The organism is Butyricicoccus sp. AF35-5AC, from assembly GCF_003477715.1.
Lineage (GTDB): Bacteria > Bacillota > Clostridia > Oscillospirales > Butyricicoccaceae > Agathobaculum > Agathobaculum butyriciproducens.
In genome coordinates this window covers 614,644-640,657 of the sequence record NZ_QUDX01000001.1, presented here as the reverse complement: position 1 = coordinate 640,657, position 26,014 = coordinate 614,644, and the positions used below count along the sequence as shown (strand labels likewise).

Genomic DNA, 26,014 nt, shown 5'->3' with positions numbered 1-26,014 from the left:
CTGACCGTCTCCTTTTTTGTGCAAATACTGTATCAATCTGGGGTATTGTGCAAAACAAATTTGAACACTTTACTGTGTAAAGTGACTTTTCTTTTCCGTGCATTTCTGCTATAATGTTATTGAGTAGCGCATATTATATATTTGCCTGATCACTATCGGACAGGCCTTCGCATAAATTTCAGTAAGTAGGGGAACAAGCATGAAAGAACAGAAATTGGTCATCACCGGTATGGGCGCTGTTACGCCGATCGGTATTGGTGTGGACGCATACTGGTCCGCACTGGTGGAGGGACAATGCGGTGTAGGAAAAATTACCCGCTTTGATGCATCCGAGCTGCCCGTGCAGATCGCGGCAGAGCTGAAGGACTTCGATCCCGCTGCCTACATGCCGAAAACGCTGGCCCGCACGATGGACCCGTTCATGCAGTTTGCCTTTGTTGCGGCCGAGGAGGCTCTCAAGGACAGTGAGCTGTCCATCGAGAGCGAAAGCGACCGTATCGGCATCGTCATGGGCACTGCAATGGACGGCGTTACCACCGTTGCACAGACGCAGGCTGCGTTCGACGCAGGCAAGCGCGTCGGCCCTCGCTTTGTGCCGATGACCATCGGCAACATCGCTGCTGCCCAGATCTCGATTGCACACGGCATTCACGGCCCGAGTCTGACGCTCAACACGGCATGCTCGGCAGGCGGCGACGCCATCATGACCGCAGCGATGCTGCTCCGCTCCGGCGAGGCAGACGCGGTTCTGGCAGTCGGCGGCGAGAGCATTCTGTGCCCGATCGTCGTTTCCGGTCTGTCGCAGGCCAAGGCGCTTTCCCGCCGAAACGACGACCCCGAGCAGGCGTGCCGCCCGTTCGACCTTGACCGCGACGGCTTCGTTATCGGTGAGGGCGGCGGCGCTCTCCTGATCGAGACCGAGGAGCATGCACTCGCCCGCGGCGCAAAAATCCACGCCGTACTCGCCGGTTACGCGAACACCTCGGATGCACACCACGTTACCGCGCCCTGCCCGGACGGCGAAGGCGCTTCCCGCTGCATGAAGCTGGCGCTCAAGAGGGCCGGCATGCAGCCGTCCGACATTGGCTATATCAACGCGCACGGCACGTCCACGCCGCTCGGCGACAAGGCCGAAACGCTGGCGGTCAAGACCGTGTTCGGCGGCCGCGAAAGCGCACCGCCGATGAGCTCCACCAAGTCCGCGACCGGCCACCTCATGGGTGCCGGCGGCCTGACCGAAGCCATCGCCTGCATCAAGGCCATCGAGGAAGGCGTTCTGCCGCCCACCCTGCACCTGGCAAAGCCCGATCCGGAATGCGATCTGGATTATGTGCCGAATACCGCGCGCAAGGCGGAAATCAACGCCGCAATGAGCAATTCGCTCGGCTTCGGCGGACAGAATTCCAGCCTGATTGTTGCCAAATACGAGAAATAATTCCTATCAAGAATACGCAGTTAGTGATTATGTATCCTTAAAATTGCGAATCTTTATCCTATTGCAAATAAAAATAACAGGGACATCGGCATGCAGCCTGTGTCCCTGTAAGATTTTTCTTCTTGCAATTCCATGATTGTGTGGTATTATAATATTCGTTAAGTAGTTTTTAACTCTACATACAACCCATTTCCTGAGGTAATTACGAATTGCTAATTCCCCATACAAATTATTACGAGGTGATCCCTTGAGTCACGAATACACCTATGATATTTCCATGTTCCGCGACACATTTGAAACCCGTTTCACCTATCTGAACGGTTTTCTTCGCAATGTTTCGCGTTTCGGCAGCCGACCGGCACTCTTTGACCCGCGTTCCGGCCGCCGCTGGACCTACCGCGAACTGAACGTCGAAGCCAACCGTCTGGCGCATGCGCTGCGCGCGGACGGCGTCGGCAAGAACGACGTTGTCATGTTCACCCTGCTCAACTCGCCGGAGTTTGTTTTCTGTTATCTGGCGGCGCACAAGATTGGTGCGGTCGCGTGTCCGGTCAACTACCGGCAGGGCGCAGGCGAGATTGCACTCGTCATTGATGACAGCACGCCCAAGGCTTTCATCTACGACGCCGAGTTCGGCGAGCTGTCCGGCGGTGCGCTCGACCTGTGCGAGAGCAAGCCTGCCATCAAGATCGTTGTCGGCGCGGACGATGCCGTACCTGCCGGTCAGGTGCGCTACGCAGATTACGTTTCCGATCAGCCGGAGAACGACCCGCCGATCGACTTCGACCCGCACATCTACGACGAGACCACCCGTCTGTACACCTCCGGCACAACCAACCGTCCGAAGGGCGTGCCGATCAACAATATCAACGAGGTGCTTTCCGCGCATGACGTTATGATGCACTTCCCTCTCGGTCCGACCGACCGCACGATGAACATGACCCCGTGGTTCCACCGCGGCGGCATCCACTCCGGCGGCCCGTGCCCGACCCTCTATGCGGGTGGCGAAGTTGTCATTCTGCGTGATTTTGCACCGAAGCGCTGCCTGGAATATGCCTCGAAGTACAACATCTCGTTCCTGATCGGTGTACCGACCATCATCGCCATGCTCGCCCGCACGCAGGAGCGCACCCCGCACGACCTGTCCGCGCTGCGCGGCATTGTCACCATGGGCGCGCCGTTTGAAAAGAGCGCATGTGAGAAGTATATGAAGCTGCTCACGCCGAACATTTTCAACGGATACGGCACAACGGAATCCTTCTGGAACACATTTCTGCGCCCGTTCGACCTGCCGGATAACGCAGGCTCGGCCGGTCGCTCGTGTACGGACGACGAGGTTCGCATCGTAAAGCTGCGCGAGGACGGCTCCCATTCCGAGCCGGACGACATGGTCCCGCACGACAACGTGGCCGAGGGCGAGATCATCATCTCCTCTCCGGCAAAGAGCGCATTTTGTTACTATAATAACCCGGAAATGACCGAGCAGAAGTTCTACAAGGGCTTTCTGTACACCGGCGACGTCGGCACATGGGACGAGAACGAGTTCGTCACCGTGCGCGGCCGCAAGGACGATATGATCGTTTCCGCAGGCGAGAACATCTATCCGCCGCAGATCGAAGCCGTACTGAACGACCATCCCAAGGTTGCAGAGAGCGCCGTTATCGGTGCGCCGGACAAGCTGCGCGGCGAAGTTGTTGCGGCATATGTTGTGCCGAGCGATCCCTCCCTCACCGTTGAGGAGCTGAAGGAGTACTGCACGAACAGCCCCATGCTGTCCTCGTACAAGTGGCCGCGCATCTACAACATCGTTGATTCCCTGCCGCACACCGCGACCGGCAAAATCATGCACCGCGCCCTGCGCAAGCAAAAATAACCCAGACAGCACAAAAGGAGAATGGATTCGTTCCATTCTCCTTTTTACATCTACAACACGTTTACAGTAATCCTTGCAGCGACAGTGCAGCCGCCAGCGCCAGCAAAATGGCGATCAGCGTTTTCAGCACGCGCAGGAATCGTTCTCTTGTGACAAACCGCCGCCAGCCGGTCGGCTTCGGGTCGGGCGGCAGCATTTCGTCCGGTGTCGGCTTATGGTCGAGCAGCCCCACGCCGCAATCCTTGCATTTACGAACATTCTCGACGTATTCCGCGCCGCATTTCGGGCACCAAGGCATAATTCGTTACTCCTTCCAGATGAAAATCGGCAGCGGCGGATCATTTTTGCGGTTCATCCACTCACAGCCGAGCACGGTATAGGTTCGGTCATCCAGTTCCCTCAAGTGAGCCAGAAGCGCATCGCGCTCCTCATAGCCGTTTTCCTTGCCGTAATAGAGCGCAAGCGCCATCAATCCGCCTTTTTTGAGCAGCTTCAGTCCCGCATCAACAGCAGGTAGTGAAGTCTCTGCGGTGGTGAATTTTGTCGGGTCTCCGCCGGGCAGACGGCCGAAATTGAACACGATGCAATCCACGGTCTCCGGTTCGGCGTAGTGTGTCATGTTAGCGTGGCTGTCGAGGTAAACCTCGGCGCTGAGGTGCTCTTTCGCCAGCAGCTCGCGGGTCTGCCGAACGGCATCCTCCTGCACATCAAAGGCAAGCACACGGCCGATTTCGCCTGTCAGACGGCACAGCAGCGCTGTGTCTCTGCCCTTGCCCGCAGTCGCATCAATACAAAAATCGCCTTCCCGAACCTGCCGCCGGAGCACATCATGCACAACCGAAAGTGTGTTCATGCTCTGCCCTCCTCAAAAGCGGCCGCCGCCGAGCGCGCGCGCGATTTCATCCCGCGCAGCCATGAGCGGCGCACGCAGTTCTGCCACGCGCTGGTCGGTCATGCGGCTGACCGGCGCGGACAGCGAAATCGCGTAGGACGCGCGTCCGCGGTAGTCCGGAATGGCGGCTGCAATGCAGCGCACGCCAAGCTCGTTCTCCTCATTGTCGAGCGCATAACCAAGCTGACGCACCTTGTCGATCTCACGGAAGAATGCGTCCTCATCGACGATGGTGTGCTCGGTCCACGCGTGCACATCGCTGTGCTGCCACACGTCGCGCACCTCTGCGGTGTCCCATGTGGCAAGAATTGCCTTTCCAACGCCCGTACAGTAAAGCGGCAGGCGCATGCCGATGCGCGAGAACATGCGGATGGCAGACGAGCCGTTATCCACTTTATGGATGTACACAATGTCCTTGTCGTCGCGCATGACAAGGTGAACGGTCTCATCCGTGCACTGCTCAAGCCGTTCAAGCGACGCGCGTGCTCTCTCAACAATATCCAGATTATCCACAATATAGCTGCTCATCTCGCACAGGCGCATACCGGCGCGGTAGACGCTGGTTTCCGCGTCGCGCTGCACATAGCCGCGCGCACACATGCTGGTCAGCAGACGGTGAACCGTGCTTTTGTGCAGGCCGGTTTCCGCAGACAGGCCGCCGATGCTCATGCCGTTGCGGCTGCGGCACAGAGTTTCCAGCAAATCGAATGCGCGGTCGAGCGATTGAACGGTCGATTGCTCCGCCATGAAAACGCTTCCCTTCGTTCCGTATTATAAAACACATCTCCATTATACAGCAAAGCTGCACAAAAAACAAGGGATTATTTTGGTGTGGTCGCCAAATTGGGATTGGTCACTTGCGAAGCGGACGGAATTTGCGCTGACACCGCGCGGGCGCAACACAAGGCGAATTGCCCGAAGGGCAAGAGAGCGTTCCCTGTGGGATAACAGTGCCGCGCAGCTTTTTAACACGTTATACCGCCTGTCACCTGCGAATAAATCTGCTGATAAACACCATCTTGCAGGAATCGAAATTTCTCCTTTTACAAAGCAAAACCACAGTCAAAACGACTGTGGTCTGCATAAAATTCAGCAATTAAACATTGAAACGGAACAGAACAACATCGCCGTCCTGCATCACATACTCCTTGCCCTCGGAGCGAACTAAACCCTTTTCGCGGGCAGCAGCCAGCGAACCAAGCTCGATGAGGTCCTTATAGTTGATAACCTCAGCACGAATGAAGCCGCGCTCGAAGTCGGTGTGAATCTTGCCGGCAGCCTGCGGCGCCTTGGTGCCCTTCTCGATGGTCCACGCGCGGACCTCCTGCTCGCCGGCGGTAAGGTAGCTCATCAGGCCGAGCAGGTCGTAGCAGACCTTGATCAGACGGTCCAGACCGGACTCGTGCAGGCCGAGTTCGGACAGGAACATCTCCTTCTCCTCTGCGTCCATGCCGGCGATATCCTCCTCCAGCTTTGCGCAGATCGGCAGAACCATCGCGCCTTCTGCGTCTGCGATGGCCTGTACCGCCTTGAGGCGCTCGTTCTCGGTGTCGTTGCCGGTAAAGCCTTCCTCATCCATGTTTGCCGCGTAGATGACCTTCTTCGCGGACAGCAGGTCGCTCTCGCCGATCACGCGGTCAATGTCCTCGTCCTCGCCAAAGCCCTCGAAGGTGCGGGCGGTCTTGCCCTCCTCCAGATGCGCCTTCAGGTTCTCGAGGATTTCCACATCGCGGAGCAGCTTCTTGTCTGCCTTCGCAGCCTTGCGGGTACGCTCGAGACGGCGCTCGAGGTGCTCGATGTCCGCAAGGATCAGCTCGAGGTTGATGGTCTCGATGTCACGGGCCGGATCGACCGAGCCTTCAACGTGCACGATGTTCTCGTTGTCGAAGCAGCGGACAACGTGAACGATGGCGTCAACCTCGCGGATGTGGGACAGGAACTTGTTGCCCAGACCCTCACCCTTGCTTGCGCCGCGCACCAGACCGGCGATGTCCACGAACTCGACCACCGCAGGCGTGGTCTTCTTTGCGTGATAGAGATCGGTCAGCGGCTGCAGACGCTCATCCGGTACAGCAACCATGCCGACGTTCGGGTCGATGGTGCAGAACGGATAGTTTGCGCTTTCCGCGCCCGCCTGCGTAATTGCGTTGAACAAGGTAGACTTGCCGACGTTTGGCAGTCCGACGATGCCGAGTTTCATAATGTAATTCCTCCAACTTTATAAGGGGATTTTCTGCTCCCCGTTTTCTGCATAAAAATAGTATACCGCTTTCGCTGGAATTTTGCAATGTTTTGCGCTATACTAAAGATACCAATTTGTCTGCAAGAGGTGAAAAGCCATGCCTTCTTATGTCACTTACCATATTTTTGCGGCTACCGTACAGCGCGTAACCAGTGATTCGGTTGCCCATATCGCGTCCTCCTATCCGGCGGCCTACCGATGGGGCTCGCAGGGAGCGGACCCGCTGGCGCTCTATCACGCGCCGTTCCCGTCCGCCCTGCGCAGACTGGCGAACCGCATCTGCACCGAACCGCCCGCGCCGCTGTTCGAGTCACTGTGCAAAGCCGCCGTCGCGTCGCACAACACGGCTGCGCTCGCATATGTATTCGGATTCTGCACGCACTATGCACTCAGCCGCGTAACCTATTCGTTTGTTTCCGCACAGGCGGACAGGCTGTCGCAGTTCATGCCGGGCTACTCTGCCGAGGCACGCCGCCATTTAGTCGAGAGCGACATCGACGGTGTGATGATCGCGGATTTTGTCTCGGACACGCCCGCCGAGTACGAAGCGTACCGTCAACTGGAGCCGGATGCGCCCGAGTCCCCTCTCGCGGCGAAAATTCTGGCGCAGGCCCTGCGGGAGACGTATGGCGTGCACATCACCCCTGCCGCCGTCTACCACTCGATGAACGATATGCGCCGCATGCACCATCTCGCGCATCAGGGTGCCTCTGCACTCAGCCGTCTGCAGCGGTTCGAGCACCTGATCGGCAAATCCGGTTTTGCGTCCTCGCTCATCCGTCCGACAGAGCCGCTCTCGGCGGACTGCACCAATCAGGAGCACCGTCCGTGGACATCCCGCACTGGCGAGCGAACGGATTCGTTCTACGATCTGTTTGATGCCGCCGTGCCGCTGGCGGTCTCGCTGCAGCGTGCCGCTCTCGACCGCTATTATCAGCAGAAGCCGCTCGATCCGCGCTTTTTCCCCACGGATTTTACGGGCACACCCATCAAAAAATAAAAATTTGATAACTTAGCGACAGGTTTCGTATGACTTCGCTCCCTGAAATGGGTATTCTTGGTGCTGTTACCAAACTGTAACCATTGAAAGGAGTGAATATGGCGCACATCATTCCGCCATACTACCATCATGCGAAACCTGTTATCTTTTGTTTTGGGCGTGATTTCACGCCTGCTCTACCTGCTTCTGCGGCTCATCCTGCTGCTCGACCGCACGATCTGCCGCGTATACGACCTGCCGGTCTGGAGCCGGTTCGCCGGCGTTCTGCGGCAGGCAGGCCGCCGCCGTTCGGTCTGTGCGCTGAGCGTTTTCGGACTGCTGTTCCTGCTGCCCGCTCTGCTGCTGACCCGGCCGGGTACGCTGCTGCTTGCGGACGGTCAGCCGCTCGGTGTCATCGAGGACAGCGCAACGCTGCTGAACGCAGTAAACGCGGTTGAATCCAGTGCATCTGCCGTTTCCGGCACGGACTATTACCTGCCGCTGCGCCTGCAGGCCAAACCGGTGCGGACAGCTGCTCCGCTGCTGACGCAGGAGGAACTCGAGCGCAATCTCATTACTGCCAGCGGCGAGTTGGACACGCTTGCCATTATTTCAGTAGACGGCAAACAGACCGCCATTGCCGCCGATACGGACGGCGCGCAGGCCGCGCTCGACCGGATCAAGGCCGCGTACACGACAGCGGCAGACGAAAACGTACACTTCCTGCAGACCGTCCGCGTGGACAAGGCCGTTGCGCCAGCCGCGCTTGCAGAGACCGATTCCGCGCTGTATGATACCCTGTCGCAATGCCTTGACGTGACCGCGACCCGCGCCGTCACCTACACCGAGCAGATTCCGTTCGACACCGTGACGCAGGAGAACGAAAATCAGGACCAGACCTATTGCGAGACCGTCCAGCAGGGCTGTGCGGGTACAGCGCAGGTCACCGCCGAGATTGAAACCGTGGACGGCGAGGAGCGCACGCGCACCATCCTTGCTCGCACCGTGCTCCGGCAGGCCACCGACGAAATTGTCGAGGTCGGCACGCGCAATGTCGGCATCGGTACCGGAGAATTTGCCGTGCCGCTGACCAGCTACACGTTCACCTCGGCGTTCAAGTACCGCTGGGGCCGCCTGCACGGCGGCGTGGACCTCGCCGTGGACGAAGGCACGCCGGTCTATGCCGCGGATAACGGCAAGGTCATCGTTGCAGAGGACTCCGGCAACGGCTACGGCAGCTATATCATCCTCGACCACCGGAACGGCTTCAAGACGCTGTACGGGCATAATTCACAGCTGCTCGTGTCGGTCGGCGATGTGGTCAGCAAGGGCGATAAAATCGCGCTTTCCGGCAATACCGGCAATTCCACCGGCCCGCATCTGCATTTTGAGGTGCAGGTGAATGATGAAAAGGTAGATCCGACGCAATACGTTAATCTGTCATAATTTTACAATCATTTCAAATTTATAACCATGTAAACCGTAGGGCGGGATGAGGTCATACCCCAGAGCATCTTCTCTTGCCCTTTGGGCAATTCACCTTGTCCCGCCCTGCAATAAAGTCTCATCATATGCAGCAATAATTACTAATTTCTAACTACTAATTACTAATTAAAAAAGAGAGATTGGTTTCCCAATCTCTCTTTTTGGTTACTCCATCGCCTCGACTTCATCAATCTTGGTGAGGTACTTATTCTGATAGAATTTGAGCTTCTCCGCGAACTGCGGGGTCTCCTTATACGCCTGCTTGACGTAGGCGTGCGTATCAAACTCGGCTGCGCCCTCGGCCAGCTGGATGGTATAAATGGCGATATTCGAGCAGTGGTCGCTGATCTTCTCAAGGTCATGCACAATATCCAGGAAGTGGATACCGGTCTGCATGGTGCACTCGTTCCGGCCCAGACGCTCGATATGGCGGCTCTTGAGACGCTCCTTCATCGTATCCACGACTTCTTCCAGCGGCTCGACCATACGGGCGGTCGAAACAGCCTGATTGTCATAGCCGTCAACGGTCATGTCGAGCACCTCGGCAACCGCTTCGCACATGGTGCGCAGTTCCTGCATCGCACTCGGCGAGAAGGACAGACCGGCCTCACGGAACTCGTCGGCACGCTCGAAGATGTTCTGCGCATAGTCGCCGATCTTCTCAAAATCAGACAGCGAGTGCATCATCTCGGCCATCTGGCGGCGCTGATCAACCGAACGGATGTTGTGGATGGTGGTCAGGTAACGGCCAATCTCAACCTCTGCACGGTCGAGGAAGGCCTCGTGCTCGTGGAAGATCTCCTCGTTTGCAGCCGCGCCGCCGAACAGCGGGTCGGTTGCCAGATGGAAATTCTGCTTGGCAGTGTCGCCCATGTCAGCAATGCAGCGCTGCGCCTGATCGAGTGCCAGAGACGGCGTGGTCAGGAAGCGAGGCTCCAGCTTTGCCAGCGGGTCCTCCTGCGTCTCCTCTGCGGGCACGCTCGCCGTTGCCAGCTTGACCAGCAGACCGGTGAACGGCAGGAACAGAACCGTACAGGTGAGATTGAACAGCGTATGGAAGTTTGCGATGCCGCCCTTGTCGATCGCGTTATCCCAGAAAGAGAAACCAACCGTGTACTGAATCGCATAAATGCCGATCAGGAACAGGATGGAGCCGATCAGGTTGAAGTAGAAGTGTACCATCGCGGTACGGCGGGCATTCTTGGAGCCGCCCACCGAGGACAGGAATGCGGTGATACAGGTACCGATGTTCTGACCGAGGATGATCGGGATAGCAGCCGAATAGGTGATCGCACCCGTGGTGGACAGCGCCTGCAGAATACCAACCGATGCGGAGGACGACTGGATGATCGCGGTAACGCCCGCGCCGACCAGCACGCCGAGCACCGGATTGGAGATAGCAGCGAACAGATCCGCGAACTGCGGCAGATCAGCCAGCGGTGCAACCGCGCCCTCCATGACCGACATGCCGATGAACAGAATACCGAAGCCGGTGAAGATATCCGCGATATCGCGGGTACGGCGCTTTTTTGCAATCATCATAATGATTACGCCGACAAGCACGATGATATATGCCAGATTCTTCGGCTTGAGCAGATCCATGAACAGGCTGCCGCTGCCCTCGCCGCCGGACAGACGCAGGATCTGCGCGGTAATCGTGGTACCGATGTTAGCACCGAGGATAACGCCGACCGACTGCTTGAGCGTCATGATACCGGCGTTTACAAAGCCGACAACCATAACGGTCGTTGCGGACGAAGATTGAATGACCATGGTAACTACCATGCCCATCAGCAGAGCAGTAACGACATTGCCCGTCATTTTTTCAAGCGTTTTCTCCAGTTTAGAGCCTGCTGCGCGCTCCAAACCTTTTCCCATTGTCGTCATACCGTAGATGAACAGCGCAAGACCGCCGATCATCTGCACGATTGACAGCACATCAAAACCCATATGCTTCCTCCCGTTTTGTTACACAATCATTTTCATTATTTCTTTACGATTCGCATACATTTTAATTATATGGTTTTTACATGGTACTGTCAATAAAAATTGCGTTAATACGCAGGCTTTACACACATTTAACATTGGTTTGCCTACCCGGCAGGGGCACAAGAGGGTAGACACCTGCGGTTTCCACCCTCTGATTTTCACCCCTTTCCCTTTGGGATAGCACGGCGAAATTTGCAGAACTGAGACTATAAAGGAACGGCAGAGGATTTTTTCTTCCGTAGGGGCGGACCAATGTGTCCGCCCATTCCCCTACCTCTATGCAATGCCAGATACATTACTGCTACACATATGGTTTACTCTACGCAGGCGCGACACAAGGTGAATTGCCCGAAAGGCAAGAGAAGGTCCTCTGGAGGATACCCGTGTCGCGCAACTCGTTGGCTCGTTATTACGGACGGCACCTACGAATATAATCCATTAATATCATTTAACAACTATCCGTAGGGCGGGGTGCCCTCACCCCGCCGTTCCCCAATACCCCCCTTATGTTAAACCCAACCGGAGACATTGTTTCATCTGTACGTTCATTTTCCATTCTCCATTTTCAATCCTCAATTACTCCACAGAACGCAAAAAAGGACCCGAAACGGGTCCTTTTTGTGTGGTAAGGCTCTTACTTAATATTATCAAACAGTCCGGTAAAATCAAACGTTGCAAAGTAGTCCTTCGGGGTCTCTGCGCGGCGGATCATTTCTACCGAGCCGTCCTCGCGGAGCAGCAGCTCTGCGGAACGCAGCTTTGCGTTATAGTTATAGCCCATCGAGAAGCCGTGCGCGCCGGTATCGTGGATATAAACGTAATCGCCGATGTCAATCTGCGGCAGATTGCGGTCAACGGCAAACTTATCGTTATTTTCGCACAGACCGCCGGTCACATCGTAGGTATGATCGCACAGCGCGTTTTCCTTGCCGAGCACGGTGATATGGTGGTATGCACCGTACATCGCCGGACGCATGAGGTTCGCAGCGCAGGCGTCCAGACCGGCATACTCCTTATAGGTATGCTTCTGGTGGATGCACTGGGCAACCAGAGCGCCGTAAGGGCCAAGGATAAAGCGGCCCATCTCGGTGTAGATGGCAACATCGTCCATGCCGGCCGGAACAAGAACCTCGTCGTAAGCCTGATGTACGCCTTCACCGATGGCCATAATGTCGTTCGGCTCCTGCGACGGACGGTACGGAATGCCTACGCCGCCGGACAGGTTGATGAACGCGATATGCACGCCGGTCTCCTTCTGCACGTCAACCGCCAGCTGGAACAGGATGCGTGCCAGTGCCGGATAGTACGCATTGGCAACCGTGTTGGAGGCGAGGAATGCGTGAATACCGAAATGCTTAACACCCTTTTGCTTCATGTACTTGAACGCTTCGACCAGCTGCTCGCGGGTCATGCCGTACTTGGCCTCCTGCGGGGTATCCATGATGGAGTTGTTCAGCACGAAGTCACCGCCCGGATTGAAGCGGCAGGACATGGTCTCCTTCCAGTCGCCTACTACCTTGTCGTAGAAATCGAGGTGGGTAATATCATCGAAGTTGATGATGGTGTTCAGGTCGGATGCGAGCTTGTAGTCCTCTGCCGGCGTGACGTTAGAGGAGAACATGATGTCATGCTCCTTTACGCCGCACACATCGCTGAGCTGCAGCTCAGGCAGGCTGGAGCAATCACAGCCAAAGCCTTCCTCATGCAGAATCTGGATGAGACGCGGGGTCGGCGTCGCCTTTACAGCGAAGTATTCCTTGTAGCCCGGGTTCCACGCAAATGCTTCCTTTACCTTGCGGGCGTTCTCACGGATCGCCTTCTCATCATAAATGTGAAACGGAGTCGGATAGGTTTTGGTGATCTCCTGCACTTGCTGGAGCGTCAAAAAGGGTTTCTTTTCCATTGGTATTTGCCTTTCCTTTACTGGGGTATTCAATCAGTATTCTTACCGAGAATTCGTTCAAATCGACGGCGCATATCGTTTTCCATGCGCTGGGTCTCGATCTCGTCGATATCAACGATACGGTCGTCCTTGATGATGACCACCATGCCCTCGCACAGCATTGCCGGTGCATCGGCACGGTCGAAATTCACCATTTCGCCGTTTACTTCAACGACTACGGAATCGCCTTCAAAACGGTCTACAATTCCGGTCTGCTTTGTCATAGCAGTCTCCTCCTTGCCTCATTGATTCCGGGCGGTACCACATCGGGTATTCCCTTTACTTACATTACTTACTCTTAAGGCAATATCGCATAATTGAACAAGAGCGATTTGCGAATAAATTTTGCGGTGCTGCCTTAACTTCCGCTTTTGCAGATTACTCTACGCAGTGATGGTAGGAATCGAACTCATCGGTCACTGCCTTGGTCGGTGCCGGCGTCAGCAGGCTGACAACAACGATAGCAAGCAGACCGAACACAAAGCCCGGCACGATCTCATACAGATCGAAGATGCCGCCGGACAGCTGCGCCCATACCAGATCGACCACGCCGCCGACGATAATGCCGGCATACGCACCCTGCTTGTTCGTGCGTCTCCAGAACAGCGAACACAGAACCAGCGGACCGAAGGCAGAGCCGAAGCCGCCCCATGCGTAGGATACCAGACCAAGGATGGTGCTGTTCTGGTTGGTTGCGATCAGAACAGCGATAATTGCTACCGCCATAACGCAGCCGCGGGAGACCCACATCAGCTCCTTCTCGCTTGCGTTTTTGTGAACCTTGTTGTGGTAGAAGTCCTCGGTCAGCGCAGATGCGGTAACCAGCAGCTGACTGTCCGCAGTGGACATGATGGCTGCCAGAATAGCCGACAGGAAGATACCCGCGATGAATACCGGGAAGATCTTCGCCACCATGCTGATATAGATGGTCTCCTGGTTGCCGTCGGTCAAGACAATGCTGTCACCAAGGAACATGCGGCCGGAAATGCCGATCATAATTGCAGCCGTCAGGGAAATCAGCACCCAGATGGTTGCAATGCGGCGCGATTTCTTGATTGCCTGCGGAGACGAAATGCCCATGAAGCGCACGAGGATATGCGGCTGACCGAAGTAGCCGAGACCCCATGCAAGCAGAGAGATAATGCCCATTGCAGTATACGGCACGCCGGTCGCACCGTCAACGAACATATTCAGGAAGTTCGGATTGAACGCTTCCACCTGCGAGAAGAACTCGGTCGGGCCGCCCATCGAGAAGATAGCGATGGTCGGAACCGCGAGCACGCAGAAAAACATCAGAATGCCCTGGAAGAAGTCGGTCCAGCAAACGGCGAAAAAGCCGCCCGCAAACGTATACGAGATAACGACCACCGCACCGATCACCAGCGAAACCAGATACGGGATGCCGAATACGGACGAGAACAGCTTCGCGCAGGACACAAAGCCGGACGCGGTGTAGAACAGGAAGAACACCAGAATGAACACCGCTGCAATAACCGAAATCCAGCCGCTTTCATCGTGGAAACGGTTTTTGAAGAACTGCGGCAGCGTAATCGCGTCGTCTGCGGTCTTGGTGTACTGGCGCAGACGCTTGGCAACAAACAGCCAGTTAAGGTAAGTGCCGATTGCCAGACCAATGGCGATCCAGCCTGCGGAAATACCGGACAGGTACGCCGCACCCGGCAGGCCCATCAGCAGCCAGCCGGACATGTCGGACGCCTGTGCGCTCAGGCCGGTTACCCACGAGCCAAGCTGTCGGCCGCCCAGAAAATACTCATTTGTCGTGCGGTTTTTGCCGACGAAATACATACCTATGCAGAGCATAAAGATCAGGTAACAGCAGAATGCCGCTATTGTGATTATGCTGTCGAAAGTCATATGTTTTACCCTCCTAAAATTTCACTTTAATTATACACGGAAACGTGCAATTTTGCAAGATTTCACGAAGGAAATTGCATCTTTAGCGAAAAAATATACACTTTGCACAATTTTCTGCCAAGAAAAATGACAGCAGTTATCACAAACGCACCCAACATATCCTCATTCTGCAATATCGGACGAGTTCTCCTGCATGAGAAGGCGTCCGGCGGTGCGGTCGATGCCAATGGCGCCAAGCGGCGCGGTAATCAGGATGGCGAGCACCGCCACCGAAAGCACCAGCTGTCCGCACGGCAGACCCATCGACAGCGGCACCGAGCCGATGGCCGCCTGCACGGTTGCCTTCGGCAGATAGGCGATGACGCAGAACAGACGCTCCTTCCGGTTCAGCCTGGTACCGAGCATGCACAGGCTCACGCCGACCGCGCGGAACACGAGTGCCAGCGCGATCATGAGCACAGCGGCTGCACCGGCCTGTGCCGCGCAGCGGATATCCACAGCCGCGCCGACCAGCACGAAAAGAATCGCTTCGGCAGCGATCCACAGCTTGCCGAACTTGGCGGACAGACGTTTGGTGACTTTTTCCGAACTTTTGATCTTGAGGACGCACGCCATGCTCATAACGGCCAGCAGTCCGGACACGGACACGATGCCTTTGAGCCAGGTCTCCACCGCTATCAGCAGGAACGACAGCCCGAGAATCAGAATAACCTTCGTGCTGTTGCGGACATAGCAGCCGTGCCGATAAGCGGTTTCAAGGAACAGGTGCAGCAGCAGACCGACAGCCGCGCCGAGCGCCACACCGAGCGCAATGGAAATTGGGATGTTCACGAAATCCATCATGTTGGCACTGCCGCCCTGTGCCATGCCGACAAAGGTCGAGAACAGCACGATCACATAAATATCGTCGCAGGACGCGCCCGCCAGTATCATCTGCGGAATGCCCTGCCCTGTTCCCCGCTTTTCTTCCATCAGCTGTACCATTCTCGGCACAACCACCGCCGGAGATACCGCGCCGAGCACGGCACCCATGACGGCCGCTTCTATCCGGTTGATGCCCAGAATGTGCGGCGCGAGCAGGAAAAACGCCAGAATCTCACAGCTTGCAGGCACGCACGCCATCATGACCGCCGGACGTCCCACCCGCTTGAGGTCGGACAAATCGAGTGACAGACCCGCTTTAATTAAAATAATGATGAGCGCCATCCGCCGCAGGTCAGACGAGATGGACAAAATGGAATCGTCCAGCCAGTTCAGCACATACGGGCCTATCAGAATGCCCGTAAGCAGCATGCCGATGATGCGCGGCAGACCAATCCGGCTGCACAGTGCCGCCGCAGCCAGACCGAGCAGAAATACGAGCGCGAGTGAAGTTAACATAGTTTTTCCTCCCAGAAACGCAGAAAAGCCGATGGCATCTGCGCAGAAATAGTACGCAGAAGTCATCAGCTTTGAAAGCGGTTTAGGACGTTCGTCCAAGGGAGAACCTCATTCCCCTGTTGCAGTTCTTATTATAAGGTATAGGAACCGGTTTGTAAAGCGGAATTTACAGCGCCATCGCTCTCGCCAGCTTGCTGGTCGGCTCAACCACGAGGTCAAGCTGCTGTGCCAGTTCTGCGGCAAGCGCGTGGAAGGTATCCTCACTGCCTGCGACATACTCAAGTTCGATCTCGCACAGCGGCGCCGCTTTGCCGTTATGACGCAGTTCGCCTTCGTCAAGCGCCATTTCGCACACGGTGTCGTCCTCCTGCAGCAGAACCGCACACCGGCGGAACGAAACCGTGCAGATTTCCTGCAGGTCGGCTGCCAGCGCCCGCTCGCACAGGTCGTTCGGTGCACCAAGTTCGGGCAGTCGGCGCAGACCGTCAAGCAGAGAGACCGCCTCGCACTGGTACTCCTCGTGGGCGCGCATGCCGTCCGGCGTATCCGTGTTGCGCAGCTTCATGCAGCACACGCTGCGGTCGTTTTCGCGGCGCAGACGCAGTGCCGCCTGATGTTCCTTCAGCAGTCCGTCCGCCGTGTCAAAATAGCTGGATTCCATGTTGATGGTTCGGCTCTGGCTGCCAATCCGCGAGGAAGCCCACAGCAGCGCCTGACCGAGCAGCTTTTCGTCGGCACGCCACTTGTATTCCTTCTCCATCGTTTTATCCATTATCGCACCTGTCCGTTTCCGTAAATGATATACTTGGTGGTGGTGAGCGCGGTCAGACCCATCGGACCGCGTGCGTGCAGTTTCTGGGTAGAAATGCCGATTTCAGCGCCGAAGCCGAACTCAAAGCCATCGGTAAAGCGCGTAGAGGCATTGACATAGACAGCCGCCGCGTCCACTTCCTCAAGGAATCGCTGCGACGCATCATAATCGCGGGTGACGATACACTCCGAGTGACCGGTGTTGAAGCGGTTGATGTGCTCGATGGCCTCATCGAGCGAATCGACCACCTTGCACGAAATCTCGTAGCCGAGGTATTCTCTGCCGTAATCCTCATCGGTCGCGGGCGCGATGCTGTCACCGAGGATGTCCATCGTGCGCGGACAGCCGTGAATTGCCACATGATCGGGTGCAAGGCCCTCTGCTGCCATCGGCAGAAATTTCTCCGCAACGTCCTTGTGGACGAGCAGGCTTTCCGCCGCATTGCATACGCTCGGGCGCTGGCACTTGGCGTTGACGAGAATATTCTTCGCCATCTCAAGGTCGGCAGTCGCATCAACGTAAACGTGGCAGTTGCCCGTGCCGGTCTCGATGACGGGCACGGTCGCGTTCATGACAACCGAGCGGATCAGTCCTGCGCCGCCTCGCGGAATCAGCACATCGAGATAGCCGTTCAGCTTCATCATCTGGGTTGCGGTATCGCGGCTGGTGTCCTCCACCAGATTGATGGCGTTCTCCGGCAGACCCTCGGCCGCCAGTGCCTCGCGCATCAGCCTGGTCAGGCACATGGAGGACTTGAACGCCTCCTTGCCGCCGCGCAGAATGCACGCCGAACCGGCCTTGAAGCACAGCACAGCCGCATCCACGGTAACATTCGGACGAGCCTCGTAGATAATGCCGATCACGCCCATCGGCACGCGCTTCTGACCGATGTTCAGGCCGTTCGGACGCTTGTGCATCCAGAGCACCTCACCGACCGGGTCGGGCAGCGCCGCCACCTGACGGCAGCCTTCGGCAATGCCCGCAATGCGCTTTTCGTCCAGCATCAGACGGTCGATCAGGCCGTCGTTCAGACCTGCCGCTCTGCCGTTTTCAATATCAATCCTGTTTGCCGCGATGATCTCGTCCGCATGTGTCATCAGCGTGTCCGCAATGGCGAGAATGCCGCGGTTTTTGTCGTTCGTGCCGAGCTTCGCCACCGCGTACTTGGAGCGGCGTGCGTCCTCGGCAATCTGCATAAGCATTCTCATTATATATTCACCTCAACTCTTCACTCTTTTGTTAGTGTTCGCGTTGGAACAAGGTTCCAACCTCTTTACCGTCCACAATATCATACAAAAGTCCCTGCTTATCGCCGTTGGCGACCATCATTGGAATGCCTGCGTCCATGCAAAGCTCTGCGGCGGTGATTTTGGTCGCCATGCCGCCCGTGCCGTGCGCGGAACCGGCGCCGCCCGCCATACGGCGGATTTTTGCGTCGATCTTGCCGACGTGGTTAATCAGCTTGGCCTGCGGGTTGGTGCGCGGATTGGAGTCGTACAGGCCGTCGATATCCGAGAAGATAACCAGCAGATCGGCATCGCACATGCGTGCCACGACTGCGGACAACGTATCGTTATCACCGAAGTTCTCGATGTGCTTCAGCTCGGCAGTTGCAACCGTGTCGTTTTCGTTGATGATGGGCACAACGCCGATCTTGGTCAGCGCGGTAAACGTGTTATGGATGTTGGTGCGCTGGTCGTCATCGACGATATTCTCGCGCGTCAGCAGGATCTGCGCCACGTTAATGCCATATTCCAGAAACATCTTGTCGTAAATGTGCATCAGCTCGCACTGCCCGACAGCCGCTGCCGCCTGCTTGACCGACAGCTCCTTCGGTCTCTCCGCCAGACCGAGCTTTGCCGTGCCGACCGCCACCGCACCCGAGGATACGAGCACCATCTCGAAGCCGCGGTTCTGCAGGTCGCTGATCGTGCGTACCAGACGCTCGATACGGCGGATATTCGGCTTGCCGTTGTCATAAGTCAGCGTCGAGGAGCCGACCTTGACGACAATGCGCCGGACCTCGTTCATGTTCAGCATAAAAATGACCTCCAAAAGATAACGTGGAAGCCTTTTCCCGGACTTCCGCCAATACACACATTTTATCACACTAAAACGCGCGAGACAAGCCGAACGCAAATCTTTTACACTTTATACACATTGTGAAAATTCTATACGGAGATTTTTATCGTTTGCACAGAATTTTTGTTTCAAAACCTGTCATATTGTGCTATACTATATCTTATCTTCTTATGCCCAAATTCGACAGTACCGCTTTTCAGCGGCGCTGTCCGCATATATATTATAATGAAAGGAAGGGACCCGTTATGGCAAACCGCATGGTTCTTCATATTGCCGGTCAAAAATACAACCTGGTCTCCGACGAGAGCGCGGACTATATGAATGAGGTAGCCGAGCTGGCACGCCAGACCGTGGCGCACTGCGGCGGCTCGCCGTCGTTTGCGTCCACACGCGCGCTGGCACTGGCAACGGTCACGCTGGCGGATGATTACATCAAGGCCAAGTCTGCCGCCGAAGCCGCTGAGGCAAAATGCCGTGCCCTCGAAGCCGAGCTTGCCGCACTGCGCGACCGGCAGGCGCAGAATAACGGCAAGCACCCGAATCACAACCGCAAATGAGGAATAAAGTAGAACTTCTTGCTCCCGCCGGTTCGCCGGAGGGCATTCGCGCCGCTGTGCAGTCCGGCGCAGGCGCGGTCTATATGGGCTTCGGCATGTTCAACGCACGCCGCAACGCACAGGGCTTTTCGCATGACGAGATGGCGGACGCCATCGCCTACTGCCGCGCACGCGACGTAAAAACCAATATTACGCTCAACATTCTTGCAGGCGACCGCGAGCTTGAGGACGCCCTTGAGGACGCAAAATTCCTGTACGAAGCAGGCGCGGACGCGCTCATCATTCAGGATCTGGGACTTGCGCGGCTCATCCACGCACATGCGCCGGATTTCGCGCTGCACGCCTCCACGCAGATGACCATTCACACGCTCGACGCAGCAAAGCAGGCGCGCGACATTGGCTTTTCGCGCGTAGTGCTCAGCCGGGAATGCTCCCGTGAGGAGATCAAACTCATCACCGAGCAGGTCGGTGTCGAGACCGAGGTGTTCGTGCACGGTGCGCTGTGCATGTGCTACTCGGGTCAGTGCTACCTGTCCGCCGTGATCGGTCAGCGCTCGGGCAACCGCGGTCTGTGTGCACAGCCGTGCCGCCTGCCGTACAGCGGCGGCTATCCGCTGTCGCTCAAGGATCTCATGCTCGCCGGACACGTTGCCGAGCTTTCCGACTGGGGTGTGTCCTCGCTCAAGATCGAGGGCCGCATGAAGCGTCCGGAGTACGCCGCTATTGTAACCAAGGTCTACTCCGACCTGCTCCGCGAGCACCGCAGACCGACCGCCGAGGAGCGCGACATTCTGCGCCGCGTATTCTCGCGCGACGGCTTCACCGACGGCTACTACACCGGCAAGCTGGGCGACAGCATGTTCGGCACCAAGACCGATGTGCCGATGAACGAGGTAAAGAAACTCTATGACGAGGCCGCGCACCGCTTTGCCAAGGGCAAGGAGGCGCCGCTCGTGCCGGTTTCGCTCTGCTTTACCGCCCGCAAGGACACCGGCGCGGTGCTCAGCGCGGACGGCGTTTCGGTCGTCATGCCGGTGGAGCAGGCGCAGAACCGCCCGACCACACCGGAGATGATCGAAAAATCGCTCAGAAAGACCGGCGGCACGCCGTTTTATATTGAGAATATGCGTATCGAGGTGCAGGACGGTCTGATGATCCCGGCGTCCGTGATGAACGGCATGCGCCGCGACGTACTCGACCTTCTGCTGGCAAAACGCGGCGTTGCTCCCTCCCGCGACTGGCTGCACGGCAGCGTGCTGCCGCGCGACGATGAGGCCGCTGCCCGCGAGGGCTTCCGCGGCTACACCGCAGCCGTGCGCACCAAGGCGCAGGCGGATGCGCTGCGCGAGCTTGGTCTGGAGACCGTTTACGTCCCGCTTGAAGTTGCGGCACAGACCGGACTGCCCGCCATCCTGCCGCGCGTGTTCTCGGACAACGAGCAGCCACAGATCGAGATGCTGCTCGGTGAAGCCATGAGCCGCGGAACCGACACGGTTCTCGCCGGAAACATCGGCCACATCCCGCTTGCCAAGCGGCTTGGCTTTACCGTGCACGGTGATTTCGGTCTGAACGCCTACAACAGCAAAACGCTGAGTGCGCTGGCTGAAATGGGCGTTTCCCGCCAGACGCTTTCGTTCGAGGCTCGTCTGGCGCAGATTCGAGATATGCGCGGTCCGCTCGAGACCGACCTGATCGTCTACGGCCGTCTGCCGCTGATGATCTTTGAAAACTGCGCCATTCGCCGTCAGCACGGCGGCAAGTGCTCGTGCCAGAACGGCGTGACGTACCTCACCGACCGCCGCAAGGAGCGTTTCCCGCTGCTGAACGAATTCGGCTGCCGCAACACGCTGCTGAACAGCCGTCCGCTGTGTCTGCGCGAGGATTTTTCCCGTCTGGGCATACAGACCGCGCGTCTGCAGTTCACCATCGAATCGCCCGAGGAATGTGCGCGGATTGCCCGCGCGTTCCTGTCCGGCGCACCGCTGGACGGCGAATTTACCAACGGATTATATAAAAGAGGAGTCGAATAATGGAGATCGTTTTAGCGTCCGCTTCGCCGCGGCGCAAAGAGCTTCTGTCGCTTATCACCGAACACTTTACGGTCTGCCCTGCCGATGCGGACGAAACCCTGCGTGATGCGCCGCTCGGTGAGGAAGTCACCCGTCTTTCCCGCCTGAAGGCCGAGGCTGTGCAGGCGCAGCACCCGAACGCCGTGTGCATCGGCTCGGATACCATGGTCACGATCGACGGACTGCGCCTCGGCAAGCCGAAGGACGCGGACGAGGCCGCTTCCATGCTCCGCCGTCTGCGCGGACGCACCCATGAGGTGCTGACCGGACTTGCCGTGCTCACGCCGGACGGCGGGGCGCACACGCTGCACACCTGCACGCGCGTCACCTTCCGCGATTTTGCGGAGGACGAGCTTGCCGCCTACCTCGCCACCGGAGAGCCGCTCGACAAGGCCGGCGCCTACGGCATCCAGGGCCACGGCGCACTGCTCATCGAGGGTATCGAGGGCGACTATTACAGCGTCATGGGTCTGCCTGTGGCTCCGCTTTATACCATTCTGCGCGATATTCATGCAGTATAAGCCGCATTTACCTGCTGAAATTCCACATTTCAGTGCAACATTATGAAAGGAAGATTCGTTTTGCGACGACGTCATAAAGTCGGCTCTCCGCTCCTGATCGGTGCGGCAGTCGTCATTCTGCTGTGCATTCTCTCCGCGGTGTACAGCGGCATCAGCGGCAATTCCTCGCCCATCACGAGAGCCGCCGGTGCGGTTGTCCGGCCGTTTCAGCGGTTCGGCACCGGTGTCGGACACTTTTTCAGCAAGGGACTGGATTATTTCACCGAGTTTGATGCACTCAAGGCCGAGAATGAGCAGCTCAAGCAGCAGATCAGCGACAATGCACAGCTTGTGCGCGACGCACAGATCGCGCTCGAGGAAAACAACCAGCTGCGCTCTCAGCTTGGGCAGCCGGAGAACACCCGCACCACCACCACGGTCAGCGCCGAGGTCATCGCCCGCAGTCCGGGCGACTGGGCGGATACGCTGACGCTGGATAAGGGCAGCTCGAGCGGCGTCAACAAGGACGATCTCGTAACAACCGTGGACGGCATGCTCGGCTTTGTCAGCGAGGTGACCGACAACACCTGCGAGGTGACTTCCATCACCGACCCGAAAATGCAGTGCGGCGCGCTTGTCACCCGCACGCGCGAGACCGCCATCGCGGAAGGCGACTATAACCTGATGACACGCGGTGCGCTTCGCCTGTCCTATCTGCGCGAGGACTCCAAGGTGGTCGTCGGTGATACAGTCGAGACCTCGGGACGCGGCGGTGTATTCCCCAAGGGCATCCTCATCGGCACGGTGGAAAGCGTGCAGCCGGAGGAAAGCGGTCTGTCGTACTACGCGGTCATCAAGCCGTTTGTCAGCGTGGACAGCGTTTCCTCGGTTTCCATTATCACCGAATACACGGACACAGCGGAGTAAGCCATGCAGAGAGAACATATTTCCATCCCGAAGCTGATCGCGTATGTGCTGTTTTCGGTGATTATCTTCGCGCTGCAGACCGGCACGTTCGGCGGCATGCGCATTTTCGGCTCTGCGGTCGATCTGCTGCCCGCACTCGTCACGGCAGCCGCGCTGCTCGGCGGTCCTGCGGAGGCGGCTGTTACCGGCGTGACGGTCGGCATCTGCTATGACCTCAGCTTCACCGGCGTGGACGGTCTCTATCCCCTGTTTTTCCTGCTGTTCGGCTATGCCGCCGGAAGGCTCTGCCAGAGACTGCTCACCCGCAATTACATTTCCATGCTCATCCTCACGGCGTTTGAGTGTGTGCTGCTCGGTCTGCTGCGGTATCTCTTCTCGCTGATGCATGCAGGCGCGTCCTTCCTGATCGTCCTGCGGCAGCTTGCCGTCGGTACGGTGCTGACCTGCCTGTTCTGCTTTGTCGTTTACCTGCCGCTGCGCAGGCTCAGCGGCAAATCCCGCAAGCGCAGCCGCTGACCCTTTGCGGAAAGGAGCACTTCCCCATGTTAAATAAACCTCAACTGCTTCGCCGTCTGCTCGCGCTGTGCGGACTGCTGCTGCTGTGCAGCGGTGTGGCGCTCTCGCAGTTATTCCAGCTGCAGATTTTGAGCGGCGAAAAGTATGTCCGCCGCTCGGCGGAGTTTCTCACCACCACATCTACGGTTTCCGCAGCCCGCGGTGAGATTCTCGACCGCTACGGCAGGCCGCTCGTCACCAACAACACCGGCTTTTCGCTCGTGCTCATCTACTCGTCCTTCTGGGACGGCAACGACAAGCGGTTTGATACCCTGCTCGATCTGACGCACCGTATCCAAACCGCAGCCGTGGACGCGACCGCCAAGCAGAATGCCGCAAAGACGGCTGCTGCCACCGATACCTCGAGTGACACCTCTGCGGATGCCGCAGGCAGCACGGATACGTCCTCGGACACCCCGACCGACACCGCGCAGGCGGTTTCTGCGGACACGGCGGCGATTCCGTCCATCAACGACCGGCTGCCGATCACGCAGTCCGCGCCGTTTACCTACAACAGCTCATCGCTGACCGAATTATCGGGTTATATGAAGGACAGCGCCAAGTCGCTCGGTCTGGATGCGGTTACGGCGGCCGTAGACGCTGCCAAGCAGGCGAGCGAGACCGACCCCAAGACCGACGAGAACGGCAACATCATTGATCAGGCAGCGCAGGTGGATGCGACCAAGCTGGTCTCCCCGACCGAGTTTATCAATGCCATGCGCGCCTATATGGAGAAAAACCTCGGCATGCCGACCGATCTCTCGCTTTCGGATGCCCGCACGATGGTCGGCATCTATTACAGCATGCGCACGGTCGGCTTCAGCAATCAAGCGACCTACACGCTCGCGGACAATGTGCCGATGGACCTGATCGCCTATATCAAGGAGCACAGCGCGGATTTTCAGGGCATTGAAATCCAGAGCGAAGCCGTCCGCCAGTACGACACCGCCACTGCCGCGCACCTGCTCGGCACGATCGGCTCCCTGACCTCCGACGAGTGGAGTTCCGACCAAAACGGCGGCCCTTACAAGGACAAGGCAGGCTACCAGATGAGCGATCTCATCGGCAAGTCCGGTCTGGAGAGCGCGCTCGAGTCCTACCTGCATGGCACGGCAGGCTCCCGCACGGTGGAGACCGACCTTGGCGGTTCGGCTATTGCCGAGCAGACCACCGCTACGGCTCCCAAGCCGGGCGACAATGTTATCACCACGATTGACCTTGACCTGCAGGAAGTTGCCGAGAAATCGCTGGAAAGCAATCTGTCTGCCTACGGCAAGGGCGGCGCGGCTGTTGCGCTCGACCCGAACACAGGCGAGGTGCTCGCGATGGCATCCTACCCGACCTACGACCTGGCAAACTACAACAAAAACTACGCCTCCATCCAGGCGGACAGCCGCCATCCGGAGGTAAACCGTGCAACCTCGGGTGTGTACCCGCCGGGCTCCACCTTTAAGATGGTGACCGCCATCGCGGGTCTGGAGGAAGGCATCATCTCCGGTGACACCTACGTTACCTGCACCGGCACCTACGAGTACGGCGGACAGACCTTCCGCTGCAACAACCACGACACGCCCATGACGCTCAACGTCACGGATGCGCTCAAATACTCGTGCAATACGTTCTTCTACACGGTCGGTCAGAAGCTGACCGGTGAGCACCTCGAGCAGTGGACTAAGAAGTTCGGTCTCGGCACGGCGACCGGCATCGAGGTCGGCGAAGCCACCGGTCAGGCAGCAGGCCCGACCTATCGTGAGCAGCAGCGCAAGGCCGACCCGGCGATCCGCGAGTGGCAGGGCGGCGATGATCTGAACGCAGCGATCGGCCAGTCGGATAACGGCTTTACGCCGCTGCAGCTGGCAAACTATGTTTCCGCTATCGTAAACGGCGGCACGCTGTACAAGCCGACGCTCGTCAAAAGCATCAAAAGCTACGATTACAGCAGCTTTATGAAAACCGATGAATCCGAGGTGCGCGGCAAGATCGACATTTCGGATGCCACGCGCGAGCTTGTCATGCAGGGCATGAGCGAGGTTACCGACGAGGGCGGTACCGCAGGCAGCGTTTTCGCAGACTACCCCATCAAGGTCGGCGGCAAGACCGGTACGGCCGAGATGTTCGAGAACGGCGAGTCATTCGACAACGGTCTGTTCATCGCGTTTGCACCCTTTGACAACCCGCAGATCGTTATCTGCGTGGTCGGTGAAGGCGCAGGCCACGGCGCTTACGTTGCGCCGATTGTACGTGATATGCTCGATGAGTATTTCTCCATCGGCAAGTCGGACAGCGCAGCCTCCCGTCAGGCGGAGAACACCCTGATTCGATAAAACAATTGTAAGCGAAACTGCAGTTTCGCGGCATCCTAAGCCCGGCAAATGTGATTTTGCCGGGTTTTTTCTTTCCAAACCCGGTGCCATTTGAAGT

The 26,014-nt window shown here is 57.6% G+C and carries 22 protein-coding genes and 1 riboswitch; of the genes, 10 read left to right on the top strand and 12 right to left on the bottom strand.

Annotated features, from left to right (window positions below):
- Positions 1-199 precede the first annotated feature (199 nt).
- Both fabF and DWZ82_RS03005 read left to right on the top strand, forming a co-directional pair.
- Positions 200-1,435, top strand: coding sequence for a beta-ketoacyl-ACP synthase II (gene fabF / locus DWZ82_RS03010; RefSeq protein WP_118478632.1), 1,236 nt, complete (start codon positions 200-202; stop codon positions 1,433-1,435).
- A gap of 247 nt (positions 1,436-1,682) precedes the next feature.
- Positions 1,683-3,308: a class I adenylate-forming enzyme family protein gene (locus tag DWZ82_RS03005; protein WP_199667359.1), complete on the top strand. Its 1,626-nt coding sequence runs from the start codon at positions 1,683-1,685 to the stop codon at positions 3,306-3,308.
- A 61-nt stretch (positions 3,309-3,369) separates the two neighbouring features.
- On the opposite strand, the gene DWZ82_RS03000 is transcribed toward DWZ82_RS03005, so the two are convergent.
- From DWZ82_RS03000 to ychF, 4 genes are all read right to left on the bottom strand, one after another.
- Positions 3,370-3,606, bottom strand: a complete 237-nt coding sequence (locus tag DWZ82_RS03000) for a hypothetical protein (RefSeq protein ID WP_118285072.1) — start codon at positions 3,604-3,606, stop codon at positions 3,370-3,372.
- Between the two features lie 6 nt (positions 3,607-3,612).
- Positions 3,613-4,161 carry a tRNA (mnm(5)s(2)U34)-methyltransferase gene (locus DWZ82_RS02995; protein WP_118478630.1) on the bottom strand — a complete coding sequence of 183 codons (549 nt, stop codon included), beginning with the start codon at positions 4,159-4,161 and terminating at the stop codon, positions 3,613-3,615.
- A 12-nt stretch (positions 4,162-4,173) separates the two neighbouring features.
- Positions 4,174-4,947, bottom strand: coding sequence for an IclR family transcriptional regulator (locus tag DWZ82_RS02990; RefSeq protein WP_118478628.1), 774 nt, complete (start codon positions 4,945-4,947; stop codon positions 4,174-4,176).
- A gap of 349 nt (positions 4,948-5,296) precedes the next feature.
- Entirely contained in the window at positions 5,297-6,400 is a 1,104-nt protein-coding gene (gene ychF / locus DWZ82_RS02985; protein WP_116704817.1) for a redox-regulated ATPase YchF, read from the bottom strand.
- Positions 6,401-6,539: 139 nt separating this feature from the next.
- Here ychF and DWZ82_RS02980 point away from each other — a divergent pair, with 139 nt between their 5' ends.
- Complete coding sequence (locus DWZ82_RS02980) at positions 6,540-7,442, top strand: hypothetical protein (RefSeq protein WP_118478626.1); 903 nt, start codon at positions 6,540-6,542, stop codon at positions 7,440-7,442.
- Between the two features lie 129 nt (positions 7,443-7,571).
- Positions 7,572-8,867, top strand: a complete 1,296-nt coding sequence (locus DWZ82_RS02975) for a M23 family metallopeptidase (protein WP_118478624.1) — start codon at positions 7,572-7,574, stop codon at positions 8,865-8,867.
- Positions 8,868-9,071: 204 nt separating this feature from the next.
- Here DWZ82_RS02975 and DWZ82_RS02970 read toward each other — a convergent pair whose 3' ends face one another.
- The 8 genes from DWZ82_RS02970 to proB all read right to left on the bottom strand — a co-directional run bounded on the left by DWZ82_RS02970 (position 9,072) and on the right by proB (position 18,943).
- On the bottom strand, positions 9,072-10,856 hold the full coding sequence (locus DWZ82_RS02970; protein ID WP_118478622.1) for a Na/Pi cotransporter family protein: 1,785 nt from the start codon (positions 10,854-10,856) through the stop codon (positions 9,072-9,074).
- A 673-nt stretch (positions 10,857-11,529) separates the two neighbouring features.
- Positions 11,530-12,798 (bottom strand): diaminopimelate decarboxylase, encoded by a 1,269-nt coding sequence (locus DWZ82_RS02965; RefSeq protein ID WP_118478620.1) that lies wholly within the window; start codon positions 12,796-12,798, stop codon positions 11,530-11,532.
- Positions 12,799-12,827: 29 nt separating this feature from the next.
- Entirely contained in the window at positions 12,828-13,061 is a 234-nt protein-coding gene (locus DWZ82_RS02960; RefSeq protein ID WP_118360203.1) for a DUF3006 domain-containing protein, read from the bottom strand.
- Positions 13,062-13,215: 154 nt separating this feature from the next.
- Positions 13,216-14,712 carry a sodium/proline symporter PutP gene (putP, locus tag DWZ82_RS02955; protein WP_118360204.1) on the bottom strand — a complete coding sequence of 499 codons (1,497 nt, stop codon included), beginning with the start codon at positions 14,710-14,712 and terminating at the stop codon, positions 13,216-13,218.
- A gap of 162 nt (positions 14,713-14,874) precedes the next feature.
- The gene (locus DWZ82_RS02950; RefSeq protein ID WP_118478784.1) at positions 14,875-16,092 is read right to left on the bottom strand and encodes a cation:proton antiporter; all 1,218 of its coding nucleotides are present in this window, start codon (positions 16,090-16,092) and stop codon (positions 14,875-14,877) included.
- 49 nt (positions 16,093-16,141) lie between these two features.
- Positions 16,142-16,217: riboswitch (Fluoride riboswitch) on the bottom strand.
- Positions 16,218-16,258: 41 nt separating this feature from the next.
- Complete coding sequence (locus tag DWZ82_RS02945; protein ID WP_118360206.1) at positions 16,259-16,864, bottom strand: CYTH domain-containing protein; 606 nt, start codon at positions 16,862-16,864, stop codon at positions 16,259-16,261.
- Positions 16,864-18,111, bottom strand: coding sequence for a glutamate-5-semialdehyde dehydrogenase (locus DWZ82_RS02940; protein ID WP_118478617.1), 1,248 nt, complete (start codon positions 18,109-18,111; stop codon positions 16,864-16,866). The genes DWZ82_RS02945 and DWZ82_RS02940 overlap by 1 nt, the downstream gene beginning before the upstream one ends.
- 31 nt (positions 18,112-18,142) lie before the next feature.
- On the bottom strand, positions 18,143-18,943 hold the full coding sequence (gene proB, locus DWZ82_RS02935) for a glutamate 5-kinase (RefSeq protein ID WP_243022865.1): 801 nt from the start codon (positions 18,941-18,943) through the stop codon (positions 18,143-18,145).
- Between the two features lie 287 nt (positions 18,944-19,230).
- Here proB and DWZ82_RS02930 point away from each other — a divergent pair, with 287 nt between their 5' ends.
- The 6 genes from DWZ82_RS02930 to DWZ82_RS02905 are packed head-to-tail and all read left to right on the top strand — an operon-like array spanning position 19,231 to position 25,917.
- Positions 19,231-19,542 carry a cell division protein ZapA gene (locus DWZ82_RS02930; RefSeq protein ID WP_158574385.1) on the top strand — a complete coding sequence of 104 codons (312 nt, stop codon included), beginning with the start codon at positions 19,231-19,233 and terminating at the stop codon, positions 19,540-19,542.
- Positions 19,539-21,572: a U32 family peptidase gene (locus tag DWZ82_RS02925; RefSeq protein WP_118478613.1), complete on the top strand. Its 2,034-nt coding sequence runs from the start codon at positions 19,539-19,541 to the stop codon at positions 21,570-21,572. Before DWZ82_RS02930 ends, DWZ82_RS02925 begins: the two co-directional genes overlap by 4 nt.
- The gene (locus DWZ82_RS02920) at positions 21,572-22,132 is read left to right on the top strand and encodes a Maf family protein (protein WP_118478611.1); all 561 of its coding nucleotides are present in this window, start codon (positions 21,572-21,574) and stop codon (positions 22,130-22,132) included. The genes DWZ82_RS02925 and DWZ82_RS02920 overlap by 1 nt, the downstream gene beginning before the upstream one ends.
- 60 nt (positions 22,133-22,192) lie before the next feature.
- Complete coding sequence (mreC, locus tag DWZ82_RS02915) at positions 22,193-23,038, top strand: rod shape-determining protein MreC (protein WP_158575062.1); 846 nt, start codon at positions 22,193-22,195, stop codon at positions 23,036-23,038.
- A gap of 3 nt (positions 23,039-23,041) precedes the next feature.
- Complete coding sequence (gene mreD / locus DWZ82_RS02910; RefSeq protein ID WP_118478609.1) at positions 23,042-23,554, top strand: rod shape-determining protein MreD; 513 nt, start codon at positions 23,042-23,044, stop codon at positions 23,552-23,554.
- A gap of 26 nt (positions 23,555-23,580) precedes the next feature.
- Positions 23,581-25,917, top strand: a complete 2,337-nt coding sequence (locus DWZ82_RS02905) for a penicillin-binding transpeptidase domain-containing protein (RefSeq protein WP_118478607.1) — start codon at positions 23,581-23,583, stop codon at positions 25,915-25,917.
- Positions 25,918-26,014: the final 97 nt, after the last annotated feature.